General features: G+C 40.7%; 27 protein-coding genes. 7 read left to right on the forward strand and 20 right to left on the reverse strand.

What is annotated here, in order from left to right; translation table 11 throughout:
- Positions 1-16: 16 nt before the first annotated feature.
- The 5 genes from CFS60_RS05100 to CFS60_RS05120 all read right to left on the reverse strand — a co-directional run bounded on the left by CFS60_RS05100 (position 17) and on the right by CFS60_RS05120 (position 5,480).
- Positions 17-2,278: a penicillin-binding protein gene (locus CFS60_RS05100; RefSeq protein WP_088809571.1), complete on the reverse strand. Its 2,262-nt coding sequence runs from the start codon at positions 2,276-2,278 to the stop codon at positions 17-19.
- Positions 2,275-2,637 (reverse strand): cell division protein FtsL, encoded by a 363-nt coding sequence (ftsL, locus tag CFS60_RS05105; protein WP_088809570.1) that lies wholly within the window; start codon positions 2,635-2,637, stop codon positions 2,275-2,277. The genes CFS60_RS05100 and ftsL overlap by 4 nt, the downstream gene beginning before the upstream one ends.
- Positions 2,638-2,653: 16 nt before the next feature.
- Positions 2,654-3,586 (reverse strand): 16S rRNA (cytosine(1402)-N(4))-methyltransferase RsmH, encoded by a 933-nt coding sequence (rsmH, locus tag CFS60_RS05110; protein WP_088809569.1) that lies wholly within the window; start codon positions 3,584-3,586, stop codon positions 2,654-2,656.
- A 12-nt stretch (positions 3,587-3,598) separates the two neighbouring features.
- Positions 3,599-4,030, reverse strand: coding sequence for a division/cell wall cluster transcriptional repressor MraZ (gene mraZ, locus CFS60_RS05115; RefSeq protein ID WP_088809568.1), 432 nt, complete (start codon positions 4,028-4,030; stop codon positions 3,599-3,601).
- 178 nt (positions 4,031-4,208) lie between these two features.
- Positions 4,209-5,480, reverse strand: a complete 1,272-nt coding sequence (locus tag CFS60_RS05120; protein ID WP_088838913.1) for an MFS transporter — start codon at positions 5,478-5,480, stop codon at positions 4,209-4,211.
- Positions 5,481-5,606: 126 nt separating this feature from the next.
- Here CFS60_RS05120 and CFS60_RS05125 point away from each other — a divergent pair, with 126 nt between their 5' ends.
- Complete coding sequence (locus CFS60_RS05125; protein WP_088816127.1) at positions 5,607-7,325, forward strand: ABC transporter substrate-binding protein; 1,719 nt, start codon at positions 5,607-5,609, stop codon at positions 7,323-7,325.
- On the opposite strand, the gene CFS60_RS05130 is transcribed toward CFS60_RS05125, so the two are convergent.
- The 4 genes from CFS60_RS05130 to CFS60_RS05145 form a co-directional block, all read right to left on the reverse strand.
- Positions 7,314-7,703 carry a DUF3397 domain-containing protein gene (locus CFS60_RS05130; protein ID WP_088809565.1) on the reverse strand — a complete coding sequence of 130 codons (390 nt, stop codon included), beginning with the start codon at positions 7,701-7,703 and terminating at the stop codon, positions 7,314-7,316. The genes CFS60_RS05125 and CFS60_RS05130 overlap by 12 nt on opposite strands.
- Positions 7,696-8,577 carry a 2-dehydropantoate 2-reductase gene (locus tag CFS60_RS05135; protein ID WP_088838914.1) on the reverse strand — a complete coding sequence of 294 codons (882 nt, stop codon included), beginning with the start codon at positions 8,575-8,577 and terminating at the stop codon, positions 7,696-7,698. Before CFS60_RS05135 ends, CFS60_RS05130 begins: the two co-directional genes overlap by 8 nt.
- Before the next feature lie 144 nt (positions 8,578-8,721).
- Positions 8,722-8,895: a 50S ribosomal protein L32 gene (rpmF, locus tag CFS60_RS05140; RefSeq protein WP_088809563.1), complete on the reverse strand. Its 174-nt coding sequence runs from the start codon at positions 8,893-8,895 to the stop codon at positions 8,722-8,724.
- A gap of 71 nt (positions 8,896-8,966) precedes the next feature.
- The gene (locus CFS60_RS05145) at positions 8,967-9,500 is read right to left on the reverse strand and encodes a DUF177 domain-containing protein (protein ID WP_088809562.1); all 534 of its coding nucleotides are present in this window, start codon (positions 9,498-9,500) and stop codon (positions 8,967-8,969) included.
- Between the two features lie 137 nt (positions 9,501-9,637).
- Between CFS60_RS05145 and CFS60_RS05150 the strand changes: the two genes are divergently transcribed.
- The gene (locus CFS60_RS05150) at positions 9,638-10,798 is read left to right on the forward strand and encodes a nucleotidyltransferase (protein ID WP_088809561.1); all 1,161 of its coding nucleotides are present in this window, start codon (positions 9,638-9,640) and stop codon (positions 10,796-10,798) included.
- On the opposite strand, the gene CFS60_RS05155 is transcribed toward CFS60_RS05150, so the two are convergent.
- Positions 10,772-12,175 carry a glycosyl hydrolase family 28-related protein gene (locus CFS60_RS05155; RefSeq protein WP_088838915.1) on the reverse strand — a complete coding sequence of 468 codons (1,404 nt, stop codon included), beginning with the start codon at positions 12,173-12,175 and terminating at the stop codon, positions 10,772-10,774. The two genes, CFS60_RS05150 and CFS60_RS05155, sit on opposite strands and share 27 nt — an antisense overlap.
- A gap of 370 nt (positions 12,176-12,545) precedes the next feature.
- Between CFS60_RS05155 and CFS60_RS05160 the strand changes: the two genes are divergently transcribed.
- Entirely contained in the window at positions 12,546-13,847 is a 1,302-nt protein-coding gene (locus tag CFS60_RS05160; protein ID WP_159458292.1) for an immunoglobulin-like domain-containing protein, read from the forward strand.
- 101 nt (positions 13,848-13,948) lie between these two features.
- Here the strand turns inward: CFS60_RS05160 and CFS60_RS05165 are convergent, their stop codons facing one another.
- The 8 genes from CFS60_RS05165 to cyoE all read right to left on the reverse strand — a co-directional run bounded on the left by CFS60_RS05165 (position 13,949) and on the right by cyoE (position 20,593).
- Positions 13,949-14,989, reverse strand: coding sequence for a SepM family pheromone-processing serine protease (locus CFS60_RS05165; RefSeq protein WP_088838917.1), 1,041 nt, complete (start codon positions 14,987-14,989; stop codon positions 13,949-13,951).
- Between the two features lie 15 nt (positions 14,990-15,004).
- Positions 15,005-15,490, reverse strand: coding sequence for a pantetheine-phosphate adenylyltransferase (coaD, locus tag CFS60_RS05170; RefSeq protein ID WP_088809557.1), 486 nt, complete (start codon positions 15,488-15,490; stop codon positions 15,005-15,007).
- A gap of 5 nt (positions 15,491-15,495) precedes the next feature.
- Positions 15,496-16,116 (reverse strand): 16S rRNA (guanine(966)-N(2))-methyltransferase RsmD, encoded by a 621-nt coding sequence (rsmD, locus tag CFS60_RS05175; protein ID WP_369823179.1) that lies wholly within the window; start codon positions 16,114-16,116, stop codon positions 15,496-15,498.
- A complete protein-coding gene (locus CFS60_RS05180; RefSeq protein ID WP_088809555.1) occupies positions 16,117-16,398 on the reverse strand; it encodes a YlbG family protein in 282 nt (93 codons plus the stop codon). It lies immediately after the preceding gene.
- Positions 16,399-16,426: 28 nt separating this feature from the next.
- Entirely contained in the window at positions 16,427-16,870 is a 444-nt protein-coding gene (locus CFS60_RS05185; RefSeq protein WP_088809554.1) for a YlbF family regulator, read from the reverse strand.
- 61 nt (positions 16,871-16,931) lie between these two features.
- Positions 16,932-17,987 carry a CAP domain-containing protein gene (locus CFS60_RS05190; RefSeq protein ID WP_088816131.1) on the reverse strand — a complete coding sequence of 352 codons (1,056 nt, stop codon included), beginning with the start codon at positions 17,985-17,987 and terminating at the stop codon, positions 16,932-16,934.
- A 62-nt stretch (positions 17,988-18,049) separates the two neighbouring features.
- Positions 18,050-19,492, reverse strand: coding sequence for a lipopolysaccharide assembly protein LapB (locus CFS60_RS05195; RefSeq protein ID WP_088838919.1), 1,443 nt, complete (start codon positions 19,490-19,492; stop codon positions 18,050-18,052).
- Positions 19,493-19,678: 186 nt separating this feature from the next.
- Positions 19,679-20,593 (reverse strand): heme o synthase, encoded by a 915-nt coding sequence (cyoE, locus tag CFS60_RS05200; RefSeq protein ID WP_088809551.1) that lies wholly within the window; start codon positions 20,591-20,593, stop codon positions 19,679-19,681.
- Between the two features lie 272 nt (positions 20,594-20,865).
- Here cyoE and CFS60_RS05205 point away from each other — a divergent pair, with 272 nt between their 5' ends.
- The 4 genes from CFS60_RS05205 (at position 20,866) to CFS60_RS05220 (ending at position 24,231) form a co-directional block, all read left to right on the forward strand.
- Entirely contained in the window at positions 20,866-21,783 is a 918-nt protein-coding gene (locus CFS60_RS05205; RefSeq protein ID WP_088809550.1) for a heme A synthase, read from the forward strand.
- Positions 21,784-21,865: 82 nt separating this feature from the next.
- Positions 21,866-22,708 (forward strand): Cof-type HAD-IIB family hydrolase, encoded by an 843-nt coding sequence (locus CFS60_RS05210; protein WP_088809549.1) that lies wholly within the window; start codon positions 21,866-21,868, stop codon positions 22,706-22,708.
- Between the two features lie 17 nt (positions 22,709-22,725).
- Positions 22,726-23,436 (forward strand): potassium channel family protein, encoded by a 711-nt coding sequence (locus CFS60_RS05215; RefSeq protein ID WP_088809548.1) that lies wholly within the window; start codon positions 22,726-22,728, stop codon positions 23,434-23,436.
- A gap of 63 nt (positions 23,437-23,499) precedes the next feature.
- Positions 23,500-24,231 (forward strand): glucosamine-6-phosphate deaminase, encoded by a 732-nt coding sequence (locus CFS60_RS05220; RefSeq protein WP_088816134.1) that lies wholly within the window; start codon positions 23,500-23,502, stop codon positions 24,229-24,231.
- Positions 24,232-24,516: 285 nt separating this feature from the next.
- Here CFS60_RS05220 and CFS60_RS05225 read toward each other — a convergent pair whose 3' ends face one another.
- Complete coding sequence (locus tag CFS60_RS05225; protein WP_088816135.1) at positions 24,517-25,164, reverse strand: MOSC domain-containing protein; 648 nt, start codon at positions 25,162-25,164, stop codon at positions 24,517-24,519.
- Positions 25,165-25,186: 22 nt separating this feature from the next.
- Positions 25,187-25,786 carry a YcnI family protein gene (locus tag CFS60_RS13900; RefSeq protein WP_179946598.1) on the reverse strand — a complete coding sequence of 200 codons (600 nt, stop codon included), beginning with the start codon at positions 25,784-25,786 and terminating at the stop codon, positions 25,187-25,189.

The following is a 25,786-nucleotide window of genomic DNA, read 5'->3' on the forward strand; positions in this document are numbered from 1 at the left end:
TAAGACACGTCTTCATTTATCTTGTAAGCAAGTCCCCAACACCCGCATTTTCTTGAATGTTCGTATCCTGCTTCAATTGATCTTGATTCGTCTGATCACGGTTTTGATTAAAGGCATAAATTTCATTTGGTGCTTTCATCGTTAAGGTCACTTTTGAATTTTCATTTAAAATAGAACCTGCTGAAACGCTTTGCTTCGCTACATATCCGCTTCCATTATAGGTGAACGGGATACCTGTTATTTCGGAAACTTTTTGAGCATCATCGCGCGACCAATTTGTCATGTCTGGCATCGTCATATCGCCATCTGTCATGATGACAATTCTCTCGCCTTCCATCACTTTATTTGCCTGTTGCGGGATTTGTTGAACTACTTTTGAACCATTTCCGACAACAACAGGAACCAGTTTGCTTTTCGTAATAGCGGCCTTAGCGTCTTCAACCGATTGTCCAGCATAATTTGGAACTGAAACTTTTTCCATCTTCGCTTCTTTCGCTGGCTTAATGTTCATATATTGCAAACTGTTTTTCATAACCGGATTAAACACTTCTGAAACGGCCTCACCACCAGTTTCGCTGCCCTCCAATTGCGGCTGTTGCATCGTAACATACATCACCAATTCTGGATCGTCTGCTGGTGCCATTCCCATGAAAGAGAAAATATAATTATCGCTTCCCGTCATGTATTTGCCCGTTTTCGGGTCAGCAATTTGAGAGGTTCCCGTTTTACCGGCAACCGAGTAGCCTGGAATCGCATATAATTTACCAGTTCCGTGTTCTCCGCTAACAACTTGCTGCAATTCTTCACGTGTTTTCTTAGCAGTTGCCTCACTAATTGGTGTTCCTGATACTTTCGTTTTCGTTTCGGTTACTTCATTTGTATTTGGATTGGTAATTTTTGAAACAATATAAGGCTGCTTCATTTTCCCATCACTTGCAATTGCTGAAGCTCCTTGAAGCATTTGCATCATGGATACGGTTGTCCCTTGACCGAAAACAGTTGTTACTTTTTCAACTGGATAGTTGTATAGGATTTTCCCGCTTGCTTCATTTGGGAGCTGGATTCCGGTTTTTTGGCCAAAGCCGAACTTCGTCAAATATTCTTCAAACGTATCCGTCCCCATTTTATTCAAAAGAGTAGCAAACGCCACATTACTAGAGCGTTCAACGCCTTCGCGATATGTGATTGTCCCCCAGCCGGCACCGCCGTTATGGTCATGAATTGGAATATCGCCGACGCGGTAAATACCGGATTTATAGTAGGCATTTGGATTATAAACACCTGTATCAATTGCTGAGGCTAATGAGAAAATTTTCATAACAGAACCTGGCTCATAAGCATATTCGACTGGCAAATCTTGCCACACACCCGCATTTTCTGTACTTAAACCTTCTTTAGTTGACGGATTGAATGATGGGCGTTGACTCATCGCTAAAATTTCACCTGTTTTAGGATTCATGACAACTGCCATCATATTTTTAGGTTTATATTTCGCATTAACTGTTGTCATCGTATCTTCTAAGAATGTTTGAATCTTTTTATCAATAGTCAGCGTAATATCGCTTCCATCTTCTGCTTCTTTTACATTTTTCTTTGAATTAGGTAAAATGTAACCGAGTTTATCTGTACTATAATTAATTTCGCCATCTTTACCCGTTAATATGGAATTGTAGCTTTTCTCGAGTCCCATTTTTCCAACAAGTGTGGATTCACCTGTTTCGCCTTCGGTTTGTTGCGCAAAGCCCACTAGCTGCGAAGCAAAGGTGCCATTTGGATAAAACCGGGCAGCTTGACGTGTAAATTCAAGTCCTGGTAAATTCTCCGCTTCAATTTTATTTTTCGTTTCGACGGATATATTTTTTCCAGCTTTTCCAAATTCAACTTGGTAAACATCTTCCGTATTTAAACGTTCTAAAATTTCTGCTTTAGACATAGCAATGTATTTCGCAAGTGTTTCCGCTGTTTGCTCTTTATCGACGACATATGTGGGATTTTTTGATGTTTTGGAAAACTTATCCGACACGACAGCCGCAAGCGTATACGTCGATGTATCTTCTGCAATCACTTCGCCTTTTTGGTCTAAGATAGAACCACGTTTCGCTTCTATCTTTTCCGTTTTCAAATGTTGTTTTGCGGCTTCAGCGGCTAATGGTTCGCCGTTTGCCTCACCGGTAATTTGCAAATAAAGAAAACGGCCAGTAAGAATAAGGAAGAGCGTCGCGAAAAAGACAAAAAGTACCAGTGCGCCCCTCCTCATATTTCCTCTGCGCCGTTTCATTTACCGTCCACTACCTTTACATTATCTCCGTTTAAACTTAAGCCTTTTTCTTTCGCCATTTTCAAGATGCGTTCATACCGACCTAAATCGTTTACTTGCACTTTTAAATCATCATTCGTTTTTTGCTGAGTTGCTAATTTTTCTTCGCTTGCTTCAATATCCTTATTAACGGTATAAATAGAAGTTTGAACGCTGATGATAGAAAATGCAAAAATCGCCATAGCCACAATCGCCATGAGTACAATTAGTTTTTCAAAGAGTGTCACTTGTCCACGCTTTAAAATTGCTTTTTTCGGTTGTTCTACTTCCTTATGTATTCGCTTAGGCTCCAGATTGGATTTGTAGGCAAAATTACTCACATTTTTCAACTCCTACTCATTTCTCAATTTTTTCAATAACGCGCAGTTTTGCTGAACGCGCCCGATTATTTGCTTCAACTTCTTCTTCACTAGGTAAAATGGGTTTTCGTGACACAAGCTTAAAGTCAGGCTCAAATTCTTTCGGAATAACAGGAAGTCCTTTCGGTATTTCCGGCCCCTTCGTCACTTCTTGGAAAATGTGCTTCGTGATGCGGTCCTCTAAAGAATGAAACGTAATCACACTAATTCGACCGCCCGGTTTTAAAAGCGTAAGCGCATCGTGTAATGAATCCTCGACAGCACCAAGTTCATCGTTCACCGCAATTCGAATCGCCTGAAAAGTTCGCTTACCAGGGTGTCCCCCTTTGCGTCTTGCCGGCGCTGGAATCGCTTCTTTAATAATATCAACGAGCTCTTGTGTCGTTTCGATCTTCTTCATTTCCCTACGACGCTCAATCTCACGTGCGATTTGTTTTGAAAATTTTTCTTCCCCGTAGCGAAAGAATATTCGCACCAAATCTTCGTACGCCCATTCATTAACAACAATTTGCGCTGTAAGTTCTTGTGATTGATCCATGCGCATATCTAGCGGAGCATCTTGATGATAGCTAAAACCTCGTTCACGAACGTCAAGCTGCGGTGATGAAACACCTAAATCATATAAAATACCGTCCACCTTTGAAATGCCATTTTCTAACAGCGCTTCTTTAATAAAACGAAAATTAGATTTAATAAAGAGCACTCGCTCATCTTGTAATTTCACTTTCGCGTTTTCGATTGCCGTAACATCTTGGTCAAAAGCCACTAAACGCCCTTGCTTTCCCAGTTTGCTTAGCAAGTATGCGGAATGACCTGCACCGCCTAGCGTGCAATCCACATAAATGCCATCTTTTTTTATATTTAACATGTCTACAGTTTCATGTAGTAAGACCGTTTCATGCTTAAACATCGTAGCCCCCCTTTAAATATCGAATCCAATCATATTTTCTGCAATTTCGGAGAAGGATTCTTCTGATTCCTCAAAAACAGCATCCCATTCCGACTTACTCCAAATTTCAATACGATTTGAAACTCCGATAATAACGGTTTCTTTTTCAAGCCCCGCATAACCGACTAGATTTTGCGGAATATTAATTCTTCCTTGTTTATCTAACTCACACTCAGAAGCACCTGAAAAGAAGAAACGCGTAAAAGAACGAGCATCTTTTTTAGTCAGTGGAAGCGTCTGAAGTTTTTCCTCGAGTTTTGACCATTCATTTTGCGGATAGGCAAATAAGCACTTATCTAGCCCGCGCGTAATGACAAAATTGTCCCCGAGTAGTTCACGGAACTTCGCTGGCACGATTAAACGGCCCTTTATATCAATGTTGTGTTGATATTCTCCCATGAACATTAGACTTCCCCCACTTTCTTACGTACAACTTTACCACATCTCCCCACTTTGTACCACCCAAAACCTAAAAAAAGACAAAAAAAATTCATCTCTTCATTTAAAAGAGATGATAAATCATTGGTACAAAGCCATTTCCGCATAAGATTATAAAGTGGTGGGAAAGTGGGGGACAAAACCACTAATCCCCACTTTCAAGAGAATCTGATTCATTTTCGGCAAGAAGAACTTGTTTTTTTCTGAGTGCAAGACGCCCGAAGATACATGCCAAGGCGCCGCAAACAATGATGAAAACGCCCATTCCATATTTTCCTATTAAAGGAGCGAATAATAAACTGGCGGCGCCAAATAGTTTTCCGACTTGAAAGATAATCCCATTAAAAGCCATATAAGCGCCTCGTTTATTGTCGTTGATAATCGCTGCTAAAATGGTTTGGCGTGTTGGTACATAGAGCAATTCCCCTAAAGAAAGTAAAAGCGTTGCGAAAAATAACAACCACATGTTTGATAAAAAGGCTGAAAAAGAAAAGCCTACTGCGAATAAAAGAAAGCCAACATACATGACCGGTTCATTTTTGCGATGTGTTAGCCACTTGGCGACTGGCGCTGTGAACAATACGATGCACAACGTATTTAGCGCCGTGAGCAAGCTTAAAATTCGCACGCCATCAATTGGGATTGCCAAAAGCTGCCCCAATTGCAGCGTAAGGTTTTGAAATTCATCTGCAAGACGTACAGAAATGAAATTGTTACGCTGAAACTCAATTGTCATGATAAAAATCCCAGAAATCGTGAACAAAACAAAGCTTTTATCGCGAACGACGTCGGAATAGGCGTTAAAAACTTCTTTTATGCCAGTCCCTGAACTTTTACTTGAGTCTTGCTTATGCGTTTCTGTAATAAAATGGAACGTTAACCACGTTGTTAGTATCGACATAAGAAAGAGCGCAATTAAAAGTTCGAAAAAATGTGTTGTAAAGAGCCAACCACCTATAATAATTCCAATCATAGAAGACAGATTATTTGCCCAGTAGCTAATGGAATACATAAAACTTCTGGATTCTGGTGTGCTGACATCGATTAGCATTGCATCTGCTGCAGGATTAATGATTCCTTGTGCAATTCCGATGAGCAATAAAAATACAAATGTGAGTAATGGAGAGCTAAATAGTGCGGAATTCACCAAAACTAGCCCCAGATAGCTAATCATTTTTAGCACTTCTCCGGTCACCATTAGTTTTCTGCGCCCCAATACATCTGCTAAATGGCCACCATAAAGGCCTACTACAAACGGGATCGCAATGTTAAGCATTAATAAAATGCCCGCTACAGAAGGATTAAAATGCGCTGTAAAGTAAATGGCCAAAAAAGGGAAAATCATGGAAGCAATAATTTTACTAAAAAAGTTAATCACTATTCGCATGCGAATATTTGGGTGAAGCGCACGAAACATGAATATCCCCTCCGTCTAAAATTTCTTTTGATACGTTACTTCTGTTATTATAAAGTAGAAATAAATTTATAAAAAGGGACGTTAATTGATTTTTTTGTCCCCTTTTAACAGGTGGAGGTTTTTAATATGGATTTTGACTATTTTAAATTGCGGACTTATTTAGAAAATCATAGCTGTTCTTTCAAACTGGCTGAAATCGCCAATCTTTGGTACTGCTCGCCCAAAAATGCGAAACGAAAAATCCAAGCTTACGCCACTCAAAATCTACTTTATTATTCTCCCGGCCGCGGTCGTGGGCATTTATCTTCCATAACTTTCACACAATCTTTTTTAGAAGATATCACCTCTTTTTTGGGAGGAAAAACAAAAGAAGAACGACTTTCTTGCATTGCAACTTTTCTAGAAAGTGATTTGCCGCCTCATATTCTTTCCTTTATAACAGAAGAGTTTCGCCAATTATTTAATACGCAACTTCACGAGGGGAATACGGACGTTCTCCGAATGATGATGCGACGCAAGATTAGTACATTAGAGCCTAAACGGGTGTCCACTTCCATTGAGTCTTTCCTGCTGAAACATTTAAGCGACACATTGGTCATCTTTAATCGAGAAACACAAAAAATCGAACCGTGGCTTGCGCACCATTTTTCTTCTAACGCGACTAAAACAAGCTGGACTTTTTATTTACGTAAAGGGGTGTCTTTTCATAATGGACGTTATTTAACTAGTGAAGATGTCACCTATTCGCTTTACCGCGCAAAGGAGGCGGATTCTGTAGTGGCACATTTTTTGAAGGATATCCGGCATATTGAGCTTGTTTCTACTTACATTTTGCGGATTCATTTGGTTAAGCCAGATCCTTTCTTTATTCGTTATTTAACGTCTATTAATGTTCCCATTTTGCCTAAAAATACGATTTTTGATGAAATGAAATGGATTTCGACAGGGCCTTTTCGCCTGAGCGAACGTTCTGGGAATAAAATTACGTTGGAAGCGTTTGATGGCTATTTCATGCCGCGGGCTTTGCTAGATAAAATTGAGTTTTGGTATATTGAAGGTGCTGAAAAATTAAATGATGTGCGCTTTTCCTATGGTTTGGAAAAATCGGATGAGCATTACGTTAAAACGGCTAGTCAGTCTTCTGGTGTTTCGGCGGTTTGTTTTAATTTCCAAAAACAAGATTCGCTTATTCAAAATAAAGCGTTTCGCGAAGCGATTTATCATTTGTTTGATGGACAATTAATTGGAGTTTCTAAAGAGCGGCAGGCGGCGAGTTATTTTAAATCGGGAAGGAATCCTGGTATTCGGAAAGACGCAAAACAAATTCCCTCTTTGCTAGAAAAGTCGGGTTATGACGGGCGCATCATTTATTTAGGGATTTTTGACCGCCCCATTATTAAACAAAACGCTGAAATTTTCAGGCAACAGGCTTTGGCGTTTGGCCTTCAAATGGAATGGGTGCCCATCAATTTGGCGACTGATTATTATGACACGAGTTTTCAAAAATTAGATTTTATTTGGCTGGAGGACGAACCAGGCGCTGATATGGAACTTGGCTACATGGAGTTCTTCACTAACCCTCATTTATTCCCAAAAAGGTTTTTAAGTGAAAAAATCTTAGCTACTGTAGCTCCTTTTTTGGAAGATATGAAGTTTGGTGAGACTTTTTTAGAGCGAGAAAAAAGCCGCATGTCGCTTGACACATGGCTTACGGAAAATTTTTTCTTATTTTATGTGGCTTACGGCGATAAAACACATAACATTGACAGCCATATTCGCGGCGTAGAGGACATGATTTATGGTTATTTCAGTCTTTCTAAAGTTTGGGTGCCTTTATCCGAGTAGGTAAACGACGCTCATTACAAGACCCGTAAGGAACAATGCGATATAAAGCAAGCTGAAAACAAAGAAGCAAATGCGCCAATAAATACGAATTGTTCGATAAACATGAATTTCTCCATCACGTTTAGCAAACAGCGCGATGATAACGATCCCAATGATGAATAAGAAAAGGAATATGTATAGTAGGAAAGAATGATTAAATAGCAGTTTCATGAATAAGTGAACAGCAATAATAAGGAAAAGAGTTGTAAAATCGGCTGCGAGTTTTAACGCGCGACGTGGTTGTTTGAGTAAAAAGCGAACTGTCCAAAATACGATTAAAAAAACGATTACGGGTAGCACGATTAAAACAAAAGTCGTGTCGGTTAGCCAATTAAACATATTGTTGCTCCTTTCCTTTTATTAGTTTATATAGGGTCCCTAGACGAGTTGCAGGGTAATTGCCCTCTTCTAACAACCGGATCACGGGAAGTAAAATGCTATCGATTTCTGTGCGGCGATTCAATTTTACGTCGGTTGCCATGGAAGATAGATTTTCTTTTGTCGCGATTAACACCTGCTCCACTTTCTGCATGGCATCATCAATTTGTAGCGCGCGGTTCACTTCTTCGACGATTTCGTGAAGTAACTCGCGCCAGTTTTCGTTTTGGATTAAATCGCCATTTTTGGCTCCTAAAACCGCGGTAAGCGGGTTCACTGCTGCATTAATTAGGAGTTTCTCGTACATCGCTTTTTTGATGTCATTTGAAAATTCGAAGGAAAAATCGGCCAATTGTTGTAAGAAATTCAATTTTTCTGTAGCGACACTCCCTTTTAGTACGCCGAAAATTGTTTTCCCTTTGCCTTTTTGTTCAACAGAAAAGTCATTCAGGCGCTTCGCTCCGTAGGTCGTCGTGGCCGCCCAAATATTTGTCGCCGTGAGGTCTAAAATGAATTTCAAGTGCGCAATGCCATTTTGAATGAACAAAAGCGGAATTTCTGACGGAATTTTATTTAAATCTGTCCAAATATGTTCAAGTTCATAACTTTTCACGGCAATTAAAATAATGCCATGCTGTTTCATTTTTTCAAAAGAAATGCCCTTGGTCGCCTGAACAGGGAGAGTTTCTCCGTTAAAATGCAAACCGTTCTTATTCAAACTTTCCAGCTGTTCCTCGCGCCTTACATAAAGTGTTACGTGCGCATATTTAGCAAGATGAGCAGCATAAAGCAGCCCCATCGCACCTGCTCCAATTATTCCAATACTCGGCTTCATCTTCTCACCTACTTTTATAATATAGAAAACGCACTACATCTCATATTTTACACTATTTTGTTATTTATGTATGCAAAAAAACGACAAGATCCATGGCATCTTGTCGTTTTTTTAGTGAACAAGTGTACGTCTCACTTGTTAGAATTAGCTATTTACCACGTCTTTACCATCGTAATGACCACATTCAGGGCATACACGGTGAGAAAGTTTCATTTCACCACAGTTTGAACATTCGTTCATACCAGGTACTTGTAATTTGAAATGCGTGCGACGTTTGCGTTTTTTTGTTTTAGAAGTTCTTCTAAAAGGTACTGCCATTTCCATACACCTCCTTAGAGATTAAAACTATTCTTAAGGTTTCCCTTAGATATATTCCAGCTTTACTGAAACTAATCTTCTTTTTCGTTAAAAAAGTCGGCTAGTCCAGCAAGACGAGGATCCACTTTCGGTTCGTTTTTTGCTTTTTCAGAAGCAAATTTTTCTTCTGTTTGAAGTTCCCAGTCACGACCTTTAGGAAGTGCGTCTACATCAGCCGCTTCTTCACTAAAAACTTGCATGGGAATTTCAACTAGCAGAAGTTCGCTCACAACAGGAACTAAATCTACCGTATCTTGTTCCATTACATGCCAAGATTCATCATGAACTTGGTCACGATTTTTAACAAAGGTTTCCACCGCTTTAATTTCATACGGATAAAAAACGTCTGTAAGCGTCCTTGCACACGGCAACGTCCACTCGCCAGCAATTGTCAAATGAGCAATTACTTCGTCGCGCTTCATTTCGAATGTTCCGGTAACGTGAACAGGCGAAGCCTCTCTGACGTCATGATTATTTTCTTTTAAAAACTCGGTTAAGTCGATCGTTTCATTAATTTCAAACTCGCCATCGCGATATTTTTTTAGTTGACTTAAAGACCATTTCATCATTAATCACCTCGGGCGCAACAAAAATCATTATAGCTTTTCTAGGCGGGTTTGTCAATCCTTTTTAGGAAAAGAAACGGCACCACATCACGCAAATTTGTGCTAAAATAAAAAGAAAAAAGGAATAGGTGATTTTCATGCGTGCTACGGGAATTGTGGTTGAATATAATCCATTTCATAACGGACATCTCTATCATGTGAATAAAGCTAGAAAACAAACTAAGGCGGACTGTATTATCGCAGTTATGAGTGGCTCTTTTGTTCAGCGGGGGGAACCTGCTATGCTTGATAAGTGGACTCGAACAAAAATGGCGATTCTTGGCGGGGCTGACCTCGTCTTTGAACTGCCTGTTAGGTTTGTCATGCAGCAAGCTGATATTTTCGCAACTGAAGCCGTGCGAATACTTGCAGATTTAAAGGCTGAAACCATTTTTTTTGGAAGTGAAAATGGGGATAGCGAAGCCTTTGTTGAGGCGGCAAAACTAGCCAATCAAGAATCATTTGATGCGCTTATAAAAGAAAAATTAAGCGATAAGACATTAAGTTACGGTGCGGCACTAACAGAAGCTCTCCATGAACAAATTGGGGACCGACTTGATGTGACACTGCCAAATAATATCCTTGGCTTCCATTATGCGCTAGCCAATGAAAAAATGAATCGCCCGCTAAACATTCAAACTTTAACGCGCACAACAAATTACGCGGAATTAGCGCCCGCAAGACCAGCTGTCACAAGCGCAACCGCTGTTCGCAATATGCTTTTACAAGGACACTTTAACGAGGTAAAAAAATACATTCCTCCGTTTGTTTACTGGGAAATCATTGGGAGTTCAGCAAATTTGATGACATTTGCCGAGCTGTATCCGCTTTTGCGTTACCGTCTTATAACGGACGATCCGGGGACACTTTCGAAAATTAATAGCGTTACAGAAGGCATCGAAAACCGCTTTGTGAAAGCGGCCAGACATGATGAGGCGGAAGCCTTCTTAAATGAAATCGTAACAAAACGCTATAGCCGCGCACGTGTTCAGCGTACGGCCATGCAAATTTTAATGCGCTTTGAAAAACAAGACGAGGTGTCGCCTTACTTGCGCCTCCTAGGCATGAACCAAACTGGGCAGGCCTATTTATCCCAAGTAAAAAAAGACCTTGAACTTCCGCTCGTTACGACGGTTTCAAAGGCAAAAGAAAAACTTATTGCCTACGATGTTCGCGCGACAAAGCTCTACAGTCTGATGGAAGGCAGCCTCGTTGCGCCGGATAATGATTTTTCAAGGCGACCGCTCATCTACTGGTGAAACACGAACTGACTGTGTATCTTGGCTAATTTTAATGCGCGGAGCTACTCCTGAATGCGAGATATGTTGAAGATCCACAGCACGTGCGCGGTACTGCACCGCGATAACGGGCGCTTTGGTTTCGCTTACCGTACAAACATAGTTCAACGCCACTCTTTGATACGCCGAAACAACTAGAGCCCGAGGACGGCTTTCCGCATAAAGCGGCGTCTTGCGTGGCTCTTCTGCTACTAAAAAGGTGGCGCGAATGCCAATTGCCGTCAAACTATTCGCGTCACCTTCTTTGTGGTGCCCAATATGTCTAAAATTGTATGCTCGGTTATCCCCGCGCGAATAATGCCCAATAATTTGTGTGTCATACGCCGCAGAGCTCGTTTCATGCGCCTTAATTTCCACGCCACCAAAACAATTTTCCGTACGATTATTGTGTAACACCACATGCCGCGAACCATCGTCCACTTCAATTCCATTCGAGTTCGAGGCGCCTTTTTTGTGCGCTCTACCGCTCGGATTGTGCAAATAAGAATGCGTAATGTACACATAATCACTATGATGCGTCGTCACACCATCATCACCAAACCCATAAACCTCCACGTCATCAATCCACACGTAGCGACTCCTAAAACGCGAAGTCGTCCCGTCACCCCCATAACTATAATAAGCAGACGTCACATCAATTCCGTGCAGCCCCGGATTTTGCACACAAACATCCCGCACGAGCCCAAACATCACATTGCAAAACGCAATCCCACTCGAACGAATTCCTCGAGCCGCACTTTTTTCTTTTTCAGGAAAACGCTCCGCGCGCCAATCGAGCGTGAAGCCTTCTAGCCGAATGCTCTTGTTCCCTGTGAAGCAATTCCGATTTCGAATCCCCTGACGCGATTTCGCAGCAAAATCATGCATCCGCAAAATTGTTTTCCCCGAGCCCGCCCCGATCAGCTCCGTATGAGAAGGCACCTTAAGGCCAGTTATGATAAACTCCCCTTCTGGAATCCGAACGCTTCGCCCGCCTTGTCCCATCGCGCGTACAAATGCCCCCGTACAATCCGTTTTTCCGTCCGCTACCGCACCAAAATCCAATACCGAAACTTGAACCGCTTCACCTCGAAGCTTGCCTAGTTCAGCAAAAAGAAGCGGCTGCCAGTCCACTTCAAGTAGCGGCCGTTTTTTAATCAGCGCCGGTCGCATAAACGTATTATCAAGCTTTCCCGTCGTATGCCATTTCCACGTACGCATCTTTTCGATTTCCCGTGTAAAAGGCAAAGCTAAAAAAGCCCGTTCCGTCTCCAAAATTCCCGCATCAAGTCCTTCCGCGTCCACGTATGCCGGAAAGAAGTGACCAATTTTATTTTTCGTATCATTCTTAAATTTCATCGTCCCCACCTATTTCTTGTTCTTACCTAGTAATTTCCCGAATTTCAAACAAAAAAACAAGAACTTCGAATATAAGAAAAATGTCACAAAATTTACAAAAAAATTGATAGAAATTTGATTTTAATAGCCTCTGAATTTTTTCCTGAAATGTTACCATGACAATGTATGATTGACAAGGAGGTGGATTTGATTTGGAGAATAAATAAAGATTTTTTTCTGATTTTTCGTTATGTAGTACAGATTATTACTTAAAAAAGGAGAGTTTAGCATGTACATAAAAAAAGAACAATTAAGAAAATCAGCAGTTAGTATTTTAACAGGAGGACTTATCATTTCAACCATGTTTTCCCCACTGTTAGGTAACGACAAAGTGAGTGCATCTAGTGTTGAAACAAAAAAAAGCAGTCTAAAAAATTCAACCACAAACCAATATATTCTCACGCCAATCAGCATTAATTCTCTGACATCCGAATCTATAACAGTTCAAGGAACAGCTGAACCAAATGCTGTTATTTCAATAAGTTTGAATGGAATAATACTTGCAACCGGGAAAGCAGACTCAAATGGAAGATACAGTTTTTCGATTCCTAGGCAAGCTGCTGGTACGCTTATAGTAGCAACAGCATCTTTAAATGGAAAAACAACAAGTGCCAGTACAGTTGTCGCACAAGGCAATATTGCCCCAACAACTATCAACCCGTTAACTACAGACTCTACGAAAGTTGAAGGAACTGCTGAGCCAAATGCCTCTTTACTAATTAAAACTGGCGCAACAAGAATTGGAGTAGGGCAAGTGAGTTCAAGTGGTCATTATAGTATCACAATCCCTCGACTAGCAGCTGGTACCGTTGTAACAGCAACAGCGACAGCTAGCGGACAAACAACAAGTGCCAGCGCAGTTGTCGCACAAGGCAATATTGCCCCAACAACTATCAACCCGTTAACTACAGACTCTACGAAAGTTGAAGGAACTGCTGAGCCAAATGCCTCTTTACTAATTAAAACTGGCGCAACAAGAATTGGAGTAGGGCAAGTGAGTTCAAGTGGTCATTATAGTATCACAATCCCTCAACTAGAAGCTGGTACCATTGTAACAGCAACAGCGACAGCTAGCGGACAAACAACAAGTGCCAGTACAGTTGTGGCACAAGGGGCTTTTATTCAGCATAAGAATGAACTGAATGTCACACCTTATACACTCTCAACTGACTCCTATGTAAGAGGCACTTTTGAGGGAGATGTAAAATATATTTCATTAGTAGTAAATGGAACTGAGTATAGTAGAGTACGCGTTTTAGATGCTTCGAATTGGCAATACTATGCAAAGGGGAAAATTAGCCTTTCAGATATTGTAAGCATAAAAGCTTATAATTCAGCAGGTATAGTTATAAATCAAGAACGTGTAACAGTCAATCAAAGGGCAATTTTGAATCCAGATGAGTTTGTCCTGAACCAGGATAGTTATGTGAAAGGGACTTACACAGGAAACATAAAATATGTAGCGTTAAAAGTGAATGGAACCATTTTAAGTAGAGTAGGTGTCATGAATACAACAGATTTCCGATACTATGCAAAGAGCCGCGTATCGACTGTAACTGATCAAGTGAGTCTTCTAAGCTACAGCCATGAGGGAAATGTTATAGCAGAAACTCCAGTCAAAATAGCAAAATAAATAACAATAAGCGCTAAAGGTCAACGTTCGACCTCCTAGCGCTTATTGTTTCTTAACATATTAGAGCCTGACCAAATTCGAGTGAGGTAAGCTTTTATTCCTTACTTTAAATCCATCAAATAATCCACCGCGTCCTGAAACGTCTTAACAGGCACAATTTTCATATCTGTATCAATGTCTTTCGCCGTTTCAACCGCTTCTGCATAATTGGATTTTAGCGAGGCATCCTTTTTCTTCATTTCAGCCGTAATCTCATCATTTGGAGCAAAGAAAATTTCTGCACCGCTTTTATCTGCCGCCACAACTTTTTGATTAATGCCGCCAATACGCCCGACATTGCCAGCTGGATCGATTGTTCCAGTCCCAGCAATTTGATGGCCTTTTGTTAAATCAGCCTCTTGAAAACGACTGTAAATTTCTAAACTAAACATTAATCCCGCAGACGGACCACCAATTTGTTCCGAATTAATTTTCACCGCTGGATCCGTCGTCACTTTTTCATCATCAACGAGCGTAATCCCGATGCCAACTGTGCCCTTATCATCAATCGTTGTCAGCTTAATTTCCGCCGACTCCGCTTTTTTCTTATGCACATAATCAATTTTCACAACGTCCCCAGCTTTTTTGCTCTTCACATATTTAATAAACTCCGCGCTAGAATCAAAAGCATGGCCATCAATTTTTGTGATTAAATCACCTGCGTGTAGATACTTTGCGGCCGGTACATTTTCCAGTACGCTCAAAACATAAATCCCGTCGTATTCCACTGTCACCTTTTGATGCGCCGCTTTATAGGCTACTTGAATCGCGTTGTTTTTCGATTCATTCATCATGTACATTTGACGGACGTTATATTCTTCATCCGTTTCGTTTTCATAGCGAACATCGCTTTCCTTTTCGATTTCTTGATAAGGCAAAAGTTTAGCCAATCCGTATGTATAAATGTTCGCATTGGCCATCGCAATGGTCACAAGACTTAACGAACCTTTCAATTCACTTTCATGCCCTGCAATTTCAACAAGCGGCTCAAGTTTTTCCGTCGAACCGGGTTTTGTAATGTAATAGGGCATTGGAATGAAAAAGCCCGCAATTACAACCACTAAAATGACAATAGCAACTATTTTTTTCCATTGCGTTCGCATCTGATTACTACACCTCTATTTTTTATATTTAGCAAGTAGCGCCTCGTTCACATTAGGCGGCACTAAATTTCCAACATCACCATTATAACTCGCCACTTCGCGAATCATGCTAGAACTCAAGAACGAATATTTTGGATTGGTCATCACAAAAAAAGTTTCCAATTCCGCATCAAGCGTTCGGTTCATTGCCGCAATTTGCAGCTCGTATTCAAAATCCGTCACAGCTCGCAAACCGCGAATCACGACTGTTGCCCGTTTTTTGCGCGCATAATCAACAAGGAGGCCTTCTGAACTTTCCACGCGGACGTTAGGCAAATGGTTTGTTGCGTCCTCGATTAGCTGAATTCGTTCCTCCAAACTAAATAGCGGTTTTTTATTCGCATTTTTTAAAACCGAAATAAAAATCACATCAAAAGTTTTCGCCGCGCGTTCAATAATATCTAAATGACCATTCGTAATCGGATCAAACGTTCCCGGACAAACTGCAATTTTTTCTTTCAATGCGCTCACTCCTCAAATTTAAAAATGGATAGCACCGTAATGCCATAATTCACCTCGCGTGTCTTCGTAAAACGACCAATCGCATCCGGCAAAGCATCATCTTTCTCATACTCACAAACAACAAGCGCGCCATCAGACACTAAATTTGCTTCGTCCAAAAAGGTCAAAATTTTCGCAAGCTGCTGCTTTTTATAGGGTGGATCTAAAAACACCAAATCAAACACTTCTTCATTTTTTTGGAAAATTTTAAGTGCGCGCATCGCATCGTTCCGATAAACGACCGCCTGATTTTCCAAACGGCACGCCGTCAAATTTTCCTTCACCGTCTTAACCGCGAGAGACGCCTGATCAATAAAGACGGCTTCGCCTGCGCCACGACTTAGCGCCTCAATGCCAAGACCGCCACTTCCCGCGAATAAATCCAATACTTTTTCCCCATCAAAAAAAGGACCAATAATCGAAAAAAGTGACTCTTTAATTTTATCTGTCGTCGGGCGCGTCGTTTTCCCTGGAACGGCTTTTAGCGCGCGCCCTTTCTTACTTCCCGCAATAACTCTCATGTTAAACATCCTTTTCGCTTCGATTTGACACTTGAGGCAGTGCCCGTTTTGAGCACTGCCTCGCATTTAAATACTGATTTGAACATCTTCATTTTTGCGTTCATACATCATTTCTTTCTTCGATTCATATTCCGTTTTCAAAAACGGCCGAAAAGAAGGCTCGACACGCTTCACATAATTAAAACGCGCTATTTTCGTGGAAATTTCTTCTAGTTCGTTCATGTTGCAATATAATACCGCATATTTAAGTTTTCGTGAAACATAATGAACATTTCCAAAACGTTTGAGCGAACGCACTTGCTTCAAATGATTCATCCAAACAATAATCGCTTGTCTATCATTTTCCATCTCTATTGCCCCTTTAGCACGCAAAGTCCTAGGCTGAACAACTACAACTCCCGCCGCTACCACAACCTGAACTGCATGCAGATTTTTGTTCAAAAAACGGATTCCCAGTTGGAACCTTTATATGACTGGATACGGCATTTGCTAGCATCAGACTGATTTCATCGAGCAGTGACTGAAAATCCATCTCCGCTTGCCGAAAAGCCGCAATATGCGCATCCATGTCTAATTCACGTTTTAAAGCACGCGTTTTCCGTGTCACTTCTTTATAATCGGGATGATACCGACCAAAGCGTTCCACTTCTTCAAACTGCGTTTTAATTTTCGTAAAAGCTTTAATTTTATTTTGCGTTTCCGCATTTTCTAGCGCACTCTTTTTCTCAACATACGCTTGTCTTTCTTCTGACTCTAAAATCATGGCAGATAGTTCATCCGACAAGTCAAGAAGCGCTAAACTTTCCATTGTTGCAAACAAACTTATTCCCCCTTAGTTTCATCGATATTTCATTATAACACGTAGAGCTAAAATTCGTCTTTTATTTTGTAATGAAATTTTGCGTATAATATTTTTGGAAAGTGCCCTCTCCCATATACGTAAAACTTTTATCGAGCAGATTTTTGCGATGCCCTGGCGAATTTAACCAGCCTTCAACCGTTGCGCCCGCATCTAAATAGTTATATGCAATGTTTTCGCCCGCCTTCGTGTACTTCACCATGCCCTTTTCTAAGCGGTCAGAAAGTGTTCCGACAGTCGGTGAGTCGTGGTCAAAATAATTATTGTTCGCCATATCCACACTATGACCGTAAGCTACGCGCGCAACATCTGGATCGAGCGCCACAGGTTCCGCCCCGTAACGTTCACGAAGCACATTTGTAATTTCGAGCACTTGCATATCGCTCGCTTTATCAATTTCGCTCCATAAAGCCGCCGAAACATCTTCCTCGTAAATATCACCTTGATAGTTAAGCTCGTAAGGATGCATTTTTATGAAGGAAAGTTTGTTCAAATAGCGCACGCTCACGAGCTTCCCGTCTACCTTGTCGAAATTTAGTTGGGCATAAACACCACTGCCTAAATTGGCAACTGGGCGCATGTTTAAATCGTTCTCGGATAGCTCAAAACGATAAAAATTATTCTCATAATTAAACGCGATTTCAGATTGCAATTTCGCATTTGTAAATACTTTTTCAACAGACATACCAATTTTATATGGGGTTAAATTTAAGTCTTGACCTAGCGCGTAAATGGTTTGCACTTTATTATTTAAAACGCCAACCAACATGTAGCTTGTATTCGGTTGGTTGTAGACATAATATTCAAAGCCATATGGCGTCTTATCAATTCGAATGGGATCGCCAAATTTTTCTTTTAATTGACTGACGTCTTGATTAACAAAACTTGCCATACTGTCCGTATTCGCTATGTCCTCAGTCGATTCATTCGTTTTTTTATCTTCAGGAAGGATTGTTCCTTGCTTCACTTTTTCAGAAGCCTCATTTTTTTCCGTCGGTGCTTGAAAAAATAAATCTGTGTTATAGAAAATAAAGAGGCTGATAACAAGAAGCACAATCACTCTTAAAATAAATTTCACACTTTAGCCTCCCGAATAACCTTTTCTCTATTGTAGCCGTTTTTCGAGTTAAATACTAGCCTTCACTCATAAATTTCCGTATATTTACCGTCCGCCACGATATGCGGCATCATACCTTCCATTGCAAGCTTTTCTTTTTTATCGGTCGTCCAAGAATCACCATAGACATGGCTAATTTTTCCGTCTTCCAGAAGCACAATGACATCAAATTGATTATTTTCCTGCGTCAAATAGGCTTTTTCCGCTCCGTCCAGTGCAAACATTTGGTAAAACTTAAAATTCATAAACGCATGATAATTTTTAGCATCTGCTATTTTCTGTTTAAATGTTGGTAAATACGAACGTGCGACATATTCCAGAAGCGCAACATCATTTTGTTTTCCGTTTTCAAGCAATTTCCGAAGAGCTAACACACGGTCATAATCCGCGCTAAAAGTGGCATTTTCAGACGTATTCGCAACGCGCATCTTTTTTTCCGCATGCGACTGCACCATCATTTGCCTTTTTGGCACAGCCACTTCCTGTTTCACCGCATCAAGCGCCAAATGTACAACTTGAATCCCCGCCGGAATAAACAGGATTATCAGTGCGATAATCGCAATTGGTAAGCGCACATACCGGTTTTGCTTCGCTTGCATCGTTTCCTTTTGCCGGGTGCCAGTTTGCACTAAAATCGCGACAATTAAAATCCCTAGCGGAATAATCCACATGACAACCGCAAGATAGCCTACTGAATTTAATGCCCACATGAAAAGAAGCACATAGGCTAACACGATGAGTATAGTAACACTAATTGGCACACGATGCGTATATAGACGTACTTTTTCATACGTGCCAAAAAACGGATTTTGCGCAAGCTCCACTTCCTCATAAAGCTCACACGAATCTTCTCTGTCTGGCGCAAGACACAAAGCACGCTCCGAGTATTGAAGCGCCTTTTTAAAATCACCGCGCGCATAATTCATTTTAGCAAAGCGATTTAAATTGTCTATGTCATCTGGTTTTGTCGCAAAAGCTAAGTTTTCCAGCTCAAGCGCACGCAGATTTCGTGGATTTTGGTTGAAAATAGCCTCGCTTAAAATGCCCATATAGCTCGTATTGTTGGGCGCATAAAATAGGGCTTTCTCGTACAAAGCGATTTTTTCTACCAATCCTCCACTCCCATTTTCTGCCAAAGCTTCGTAAAATTTCGCTTGCGAGTGATCAAGCGTTAGACCGAAGCGAGCGAGCTCTGTGACGCGTTTTGGTTTATGTAACTGTTCGTAGATGGCAATGCCGACGACGTAATTTTCAACAATATTTTGGTTATATGATAAAGCTTGTTCAATATAATTTGTTGCTAAATCGAGATTTTGATTCGTTTCTGCATAAACATAAGCAAGGCAAAGGTAACCCGCGTAATGCGAAGGATTCTCGGTAATCATATTTTGGCTTTCTTTTTCAGCCTCTTGTTCTTTTCCACTGATAAGCAGTTGTGTCATTCGCTCAAAACTTGCTATTTTCATAACAATCAACTCCGATTTCTTCGTTCTCCCCTTGACTATATCACCTGAAATGGAAAAAAACGATGAGGAAAATTCAAAGATTTTTTAAAGAAAAAAGCCCGATTAAAATCGGACTTCAGCTTGTAGAAAACCTCTAAACTTAAGCCAAACAAAACGTACCACGCACAATGAGACTGATGACATCCCCTATAAGAAAATTGAAATTACAATCATGGAGACAAATAGAATGGTCATGTAGTTTAGTGAGTAGACGAACATTAGGCGGGACCATTTTAGGCTGTCTTTCATTTTGAAGCCGTAAAAGCTTAAAACGAGCCAGCCAATATTAAGTGCGGTTGCTAAAATAACATATACGATGCCGAGTTCGGTCATAAAAAATGGCAAGACACTTAAAAGTAGCACCCAAAAGACCATGCTTTTTCTCGTCCGCTCGATGCCTTTTACAACAGGCAACATAGGAATCCCAGCAGCGCGGTATTCTTCTTTTCGCTTAATCGCAATCGCATAAAAATGCGGTGGTTGCCAGCAAAACATCACAAGAAACAACATCACTGGGATTAAACTAAACGTCGGGTCAACTGCAAACCACCCAATTAGTGGCGGGACAGCGCCTGAAAAGCTACCGATAACCGTGTTGCTAACTAAATTTCGTTTTGCGTACATGGAATACACCACAACGTATAAAAACACGCCTAGTATGCCAAGCACACCAGCCTGCCAAGTTGTCATAAAGAGCATCGCTACACCAATGATTAGCAGCACAGAAGCTAAAACGAGTGCTTTTTTCCCCGAAATTTTCCCTGTCATCGTTGGTCGGCTTTTCGTTCGCTCCATTTTACCGTCGATATCACGGTCAATAACGTTATTAAAAGCGCCCGATGCGGCGACGATGAGCGCAGAACCAATAATCGTAAAGAACATCACATCAAGATTTTGCATAAATGAAATACCATTTAACTGGAATGCAAGCCACATTCCTGTAAATGCTGTAATTGTATTGGAATTAACGATTCCTATTTTAACCAGTTCCGTGAAATCCCGAACCGTAAATTTACTGGCAACTCCTGTTTTTAACTCGCCAGTATTCTCTATTCTGTTCAAAATCTCTCCCCCTTAAACGCGTAAATCACTCTACGTCTATTATGTGAAATTAGGACATGCTTTGTCAATCAATCGGCTTCACAAAACTCGGCTGGATAAAACTAATTCCAAGCAAGCGTTATGTGAATTTGTTAGCAAAGATTTCGTTTTAGTTTGTGAAACAGCGCCAAATAACGAATTCTTTACTTCTGTTTTAAAATTCGCTACAATAAAATTAATGTGTAAAAGCACGTTTGATGACAGATTCATCTAAAAGGAGAGAATAAGAAATCATGAATAAGTTTCTTAAAATTTGGTCCGTCTTGACGATTATTTTCATGACATTTGTTGTTTTTGGTGGGGCTTTGGTGACCAAAACGGGTTCAGCAGATGGTTGTGGAAACACTTGGCCACTTTGCAACGGACAACTCGTTCGCCTGACAGACGTTACAACGGAAAAACTAATTGAAGTCGCGCACCGAATGACAACGGGACTCGCTTCCATTTTTGTTATTGTGTTGGCCATACTCGCTTGGCGAACAATTAAAGATCGCCGCGAAACAAAACCACTCGCTATTATCGCTGTTTTATTTTTAATTTTACAAGCTTTCATGGGTGCTGCCGCCGTCATGTGGGGCCAAAATCCATACATCATGGCGTTACATTTTGGCATTTCCATTATCTGTTATGCGGCAATCATTTTACTGGCGCTACTTATATTTGAGTTTGACCGCAAATTTGATGCCAGAAATTTAGTGATGGGCACGAAACTGCGATTTAATCTTTACTTTTTAACCATCTATACATACTTAGCCGTCTATACCGGCGCACTGGTTCGACATGAGCGCGCAAGTCTCGCCGTTCCAGTTTGGCCATTCCAAGACGGGACATTCATTTGGCCAGATTCCATTCAAGATTATGTTCAATATGGGCACCGCATTGCCGCTTTCATTTTAGTCGTTTGGATTTTCTATGTGACATGGCTTGTTTTCCGTGATTACAGACATTACCGCGTGCTCACCTATGGCATGGTCCTCGCCGTTATTCTCGTAGCACTTCAGGCGCTCACAGGTATCCTGTCTGTTTACACCGAGGTTAATCTTTATGTGGCACTATTCCACAGTTTAATCATTACCATTTTATTCGCGCTCTTCTGCTACTTATGTATGCTCGGTGCGCGGAGCAAAAAAAATCGTTTACGTATTCGTTAAAACGGGCCCTTTCAGGCTCGTTTTTTTTGTTCAACATATGCTATGATAGCTAAGTGAGAATAGAACATTGAAGGAGTTTGACATGAACCAACAAATTATTTTCATTGATGTTGATGGTACACTTTGTAACGATTATGGCCGCGTTCCCGAGTCCGCTGGGGTGGCCATTCATAAAGCACGACAAAACGGGCATAAAGTTTATTTATGCACTGGCAGATCCAAAGCGGAAATCACAGACGAAATTAAAAATATTGAATTTGATGGCTTTATCGGCGCAGGCGGCGGCTACATTGAAGAGCAAGGCAAGCTCCTTCTGCATAAAAAATTCGATTTAGCAGATCTTTCAAGCATCGTTCGCTTTTTCAAAAAAGAAGGTATCGGCTACTATTTGGAATCAAACGACGGCCTTTTTGCAAGTGACACATGCATTCCAGAAATTCGCAAACAAATTTTTAAAGGGCTAAACAAAACGGACGCCGAATACCAAAAACGCGCCAGCGAATTGAGTTTCTTTTTTGACTTACTTTTACCTGAAAAGCCCGTTTCTGAACTGACTACGGTAAACAAAATTTCATTTATGAGCGAACACGTGCCTTTTGAAAAAGTTAAAAATACATATCAAGATAAATTTACAATTTTACATACTACTGTTCCACTTTTTGGAGAAAATAGCGGCGAAATTGTTTTACGTGGTATTAATAAAGAAGTCGCAATTCGCTACTTACTGACACATCTCAATGCGAGCCCTGCACAGACAATTGCAATTGGGGACGGTATGAATGATTTTGAGATGCTCCAATTTGTAAATTACGGTGTTGCAATGGGAAATGCAAAACAAGAATTAAAAAATATTGCCGATTTTGTCACAGGTACGCCAGATGAAGATGGCATTGCAAATTTCTTTAAGCAACACGGTCTCACTTGAATGAAAGGATGATGATTATGAAAATATCAAAAAGGACACTTATATACGAATTATTCATGCTTTTACTTGTTATATTATCCCTCGCGTTACTTCCCTATCATAATTTTTGGACAATCCTTTTAAATTGGGTGATTTGGGGAATCTTCACATTAGACTATTTTTCCCGCCTCGTTCGGGCAGAGGACAAAAAACGCTACATTAAAACACACCCGTTCCAACTAATTGCCATTATCCCATTATACGGCGGTTTTCGGGCAGCGCGAATCGTGAGCCTATTCCATATTTTACGCCTTACTGCAATGGGAAATCGCTATTTAACACCTCTTTTTAATTTTTTAAAAACAAACGGTCTGAATCGCTTCATTTTAATTTTCTTACTACTTGTTATTTTCATTCCACTTCCAATGGTACTGATTGAGCCAGATATCCACGACTACCCTGATGCAATCTGGTGGGCAATTGTGACCGCTACAACTGTTGGTTACGGCGACATCATTCCCATTACACCAATTGGGCGCATTTTAGCCAGTATTATGATGCTTGTCGGTATCGGTTTTATCGGTATGATTACTAGTACGATTATGAGCTACGCGAGTAAGCAACGAAAAATTTCCACCAGTTCTGAAAAAATCTCGCATATTACGAAAGCAATCGACCAAGTGGAAGAGCTTGATGAAAAGGAAATTGCTGTTTTGGAAAGTTATCTTGATATGAAAAAGAAAAAATAGCTTGCTCTGAAATGCATTACAGAATGTATACTTCTTGTAGAACAAAAAAGGAGGAGCTATTTAATGAAACTAATTGTAGAAAAAGATTATGCGTCGATGAGCAGAGTTGCAGCGAATATTTTACTTGGAAAAATGTATCAAGTAAATCGGGTGAATTTAGCCATTACGGCCGGAAACACGCCAGTCAAAATGTATGAGTATTTAGTAGCAGAGATAAAAGAGCGTCCTTATTTGGAAAATGTTCATTTTTATAACTTTGACGAAATTCCTTATGCTGGCGAAAGCGGTTTTGGTGTGACGATGACAAATTTAAATCGCCTTTTCTTTCATCCGGCAAAAATTTCGGAACGAAACATTCACGTTTTAGATACTGAAAACTATCAAAATCAAGATGCTCGTATTCAAGCAGACGGCAGCTTAGATTTAATTTTGCTCGGTATTGGTGAAGATGGGCACTTTTGTGGCAACCTTCCGGGAACAACAACCTTCGCAGATGAAACAACACTCGTGCGAACAGACTCTATTCCTGAAATGCGCGACATCTTAATTGCAGAAGTTGGCGGCGACGAATCCAAATGTCCTGACGTTTACGTAACGATGGGGCCAAAAAGCGTAATGGCAGCCAAATCAATTGTTTTGTTTGCAAATGGACGAAAAAAAGCAAGCATCATCAAAAAAGCCTTTTTTGGCCCGGTCGACAGCGCTGTCCCTGCTTCCATTCTTCAGATGCATCCGAATTTAACCGTAATTTTAGATGCGGAAGCGGCTATGGAGTTAGATGTGGAGGAACAATAAATTCTTGATGAATCTAAAACAGGAGAGAAAATCAAAAAAGATTTTCTCTCCTGTTTTATTATTGAAAAATCAACCTTTACATTATCTAAAAATGATGTGGTCTACTCACTACAGCTTCAAATTAAAGTATCTTTTAAGTTCAGTTACTTTATTCAAGAATATAATCAATTATTGCCTTCGTATTAACACTCACGTATTCATCTACATCTAGTTGAACAGCATCAACTAGATCATTATAAGTCGGTAGATTAAAATCCCCTCTATGTTCGACCAAGTTTGGCGATGTCACCTACTTGAGTTTTGCAACTTTTTCTGCAAGGACTCATAGTAGCGTTCGGACAAAGCTTTGACGGCGGCAATCCTTTCGAAATCAGCTTTTGCTCCTTTTTTATGTAAAACCATCTCGTGACAATAAGCAACCGTAACTTGGTGCGCGTCCGCTTCGAGCAAAATCACTTCGTCCAATTGCTGAATCTTCCCTTCCTTAATCGTGCGGCACAAGTAGCCTGTAAAGCCGGTTTGCTGCACTTCTTTATAGAGTTCAGGCATATGATTATATTTTCCAATGGTGGAACACGGGTTACGCGCCTCTGTCACCTGAATGACCGCTTCACCAATTTGGAAAATATCGCCAATCGCAACATCTTTTTCAAGCATGCCAGAAACCATTAAATTTTCGCCAAATGCACTTTTTGGTAACTTCTTTTGAAATTTCTCCTCAAAATACGCATAATGTTCCACTGGAAACACACATACCGTACGGTCAGGGCCGCCGTGATGCTTCATGTTAAACGGTCCATCGCCAACAAATCCTTGAAATGTGAGCTGGGCTTCTAACACACCTGTTTTTTCAATTCCTGTCAACATTTTCGACTTGCTCGAAAACGCCAGTTCCTTAGGCTTCCCAATCGCGACATGATGTACTTTTCTCATTTCTAGCACACTCCATTTTGTATTATTTTTTCTTCCGAAGTAAAGCAAACAAACTAACAATAATGGCTAAAAGGCTAATTCCAAGTGTCGTGTAAATGAGCCAAGCAGAGAATTCATTTTTTTCGTCCTGCTCTTTGCTCGTGGTATTTCCATGCGCGTCCGTCTGCGGAACGCTCGATTTATTCACCGTCGTAACCGCATGCGGCGTATCCGAATTCGCATCCCCCGTCCATTCCACTATCAACCCGTCCGCATAGTATTGAAAAGCATCCCAATTAAGTTGAGCGGCTTTTTCCGGGTTGCTCGCGATGAAACTAAAACGCATAAACTGACCTGGCAAAATGCCCGCGCCTGTTGCCTCCCATGTTATCACATTTTTCGATTTATCAAAAGTCGTTTTAAATCCAGCCACTGGCTCATAAGAAACATACGTAGCTCCGGCAGGCATTTTAAGTACAATTTTCGTCGTGTTACTCTCTTTTTCAACAGGCACCTTCATCGTATACGTCTCGTACGCTCCCGTTTGCGATTCACTAGGCGAAACACTGACATGGGCGCTCACAAGAGCAGGAAATCCCCAAACTAACATCGCTACACTACACATTACAATCCATTTTTTCAT

It is taken from the genome of Listeria sp. ILCC792 (assembly GCF_900186135.1).
Classification (GTDB): Bacteria; Bacillota; Bacilli; order Lactobacillales; family Listeriaceae; genus Listeria; species Listeria goaensis.

Excerpts from the sequence above, each read along its gene's own strand:
- CFS60_RS05100 (WP_088809571.1), bottom strand. The coding sequence starts at position 2,278 with ATGAAACGGCGCAGAGGAAATATGAGGAGGGGCGCACTGGTACTTTTT.
- rsmH (WP_088809569.1), bottom strand. The coding sequence starts at position 3,586 with ATGTTTAAGCATGAAACGGTCTTACTACATGAAACTGTAGACATGTTA.
- mraZ (WP_088809568.1), bottom strand. The coding sequence starts at position 4,030 with ATGTTCATGGGAGAATATCAACACAACATTGATATAAAGGGCCGTTTA.
- CFS60_RS05120 (WP_088838913.1), bottom strand. The coding sequence starts at position 5,480 with ATGTTTCGTGCGCTTCACCCAAATATTCGCATGCGAATAGTGATTAAC.
- CFS60_RS05125 (WP_088816127.1), top strand. The coding sequence starts at position 5,607 with ATGGATTTTGACTATTTTAAATTGCGGACTTATTTAGAAAATCATAGC.
- CFS60_RS05130 (WP_088809565.1), bottom strand. The coding sequence starts at position 7,703 with ATGTTTAATTGGCTAACCGACACGACTTTTGTTTTAATCGTGCTACCC.
- CFS60_RS05135 (WP_088838914.1), bottom strand. The coding sequence starts at position 8,577 with ATGAAGCCGAGTATTGGAATAATTGGAGCAGGTGCGATGGGGCTGCTT.
- rpmF (WP_088809563.1), bottom strand. The coding sequence starts at position 8,895 with ATGGCAGTACCTTTTAGAAGAACTTCTAAAACAAAAAAACGCAAACGT.
- CFS60_RS05145 (WP_088809562.1), bottom strand. The coding sequence starts at position 9,500 with ATGAAATGGTCTTTAAGTCAACTAAAAAAATATCGCGATGGCGAGTTT.
- CFS60_RS05150 (WP_088809561.1), top strand. The coding sequence starts at position 9,638 with ATGCGTGCTACGGGAATTGTGGTTGAATATAATCCATTTCATAACGGA.
- CFS60_RS05155 (WP_088838915.1), bottom strand. The coding sequence starts at position 12,175 with ATGAAATTTAAGAATGATACGAAAAATAAAATTGGTCACTTCTTTCCG.
- CFS60_RS05165 (WP_088838917.1), bottom strand. The coding sequence starts at position 14,989 with ATGCGAACGCAATGGAAAAAAATAGTTGCTATTGTCATTTTAGTGGTT.
- rsmD (WP_369823179.1), bottom strand. The coding sequence starts at position 16,116 with ATGCGAGGCAGTGCTCAAAACGGGCACTGCCTCAAGTGTCAAATCGAA.
- CFS60_RS05180 (WP_088809555.1), bottom strand. The coding sequence starts at position 16,398 with ATGGAAAATGATAGACAAGCGATTATTGTTTGGATGAATCATTTGAAG.
- CFS60_RS05195 (WP_088838919.1), bottom strand. The coding sequence starts at position 19,492 with ATGAAAATAGCAAGTTTTGAGCGAATGACACAACTGCTTATCAGTGGA.
- CFS60_RS05205 (WP_088809550.1), top strand. The coding sequence starts at position 20,866 with ATGAATAAGTTTCTTAAAATTTGGTCCGTCTTGACGATTATTTTCATG.
- CFS60_RS05210 (WP_088809549.1), top strand. The coding sequence starts at position 21,866 with ATGAACCAACAAATTATTTTCATTGATGTTGATGGTACACTTTGTAAC.
- CFS60_RS05215 (WP_088809548.1), top strand. The coding sequence starts at position 22,726 with ATGAAAATATCAAAAAGGACACTTATATACGAATTATTCATGCTTTTA.
- CFS60_RS05220 (WP_088816134.1), top strand. The coding sequence starts at position 23,500 with ATGAAACTAATTGTAGAAAAAGATTATGCGTCGATGAGCAGAGTTGCA.
- CFS60_RS05225 (WP_088816135.1), bottom strand. The coding sequence starts at position 25,164 with ATGAGAAAAGTACATCATGTCGCGATTGGGAAGCCTAAGGAACTGGCG.
- CFS60_RS13900 (WP_179946598.1), bottom strand. The coding sequence starts at position 25,786 with ATGAAAAAATGGATTGTAATGTGTAGTGTAGCGATGTTAGTTTGGGGA.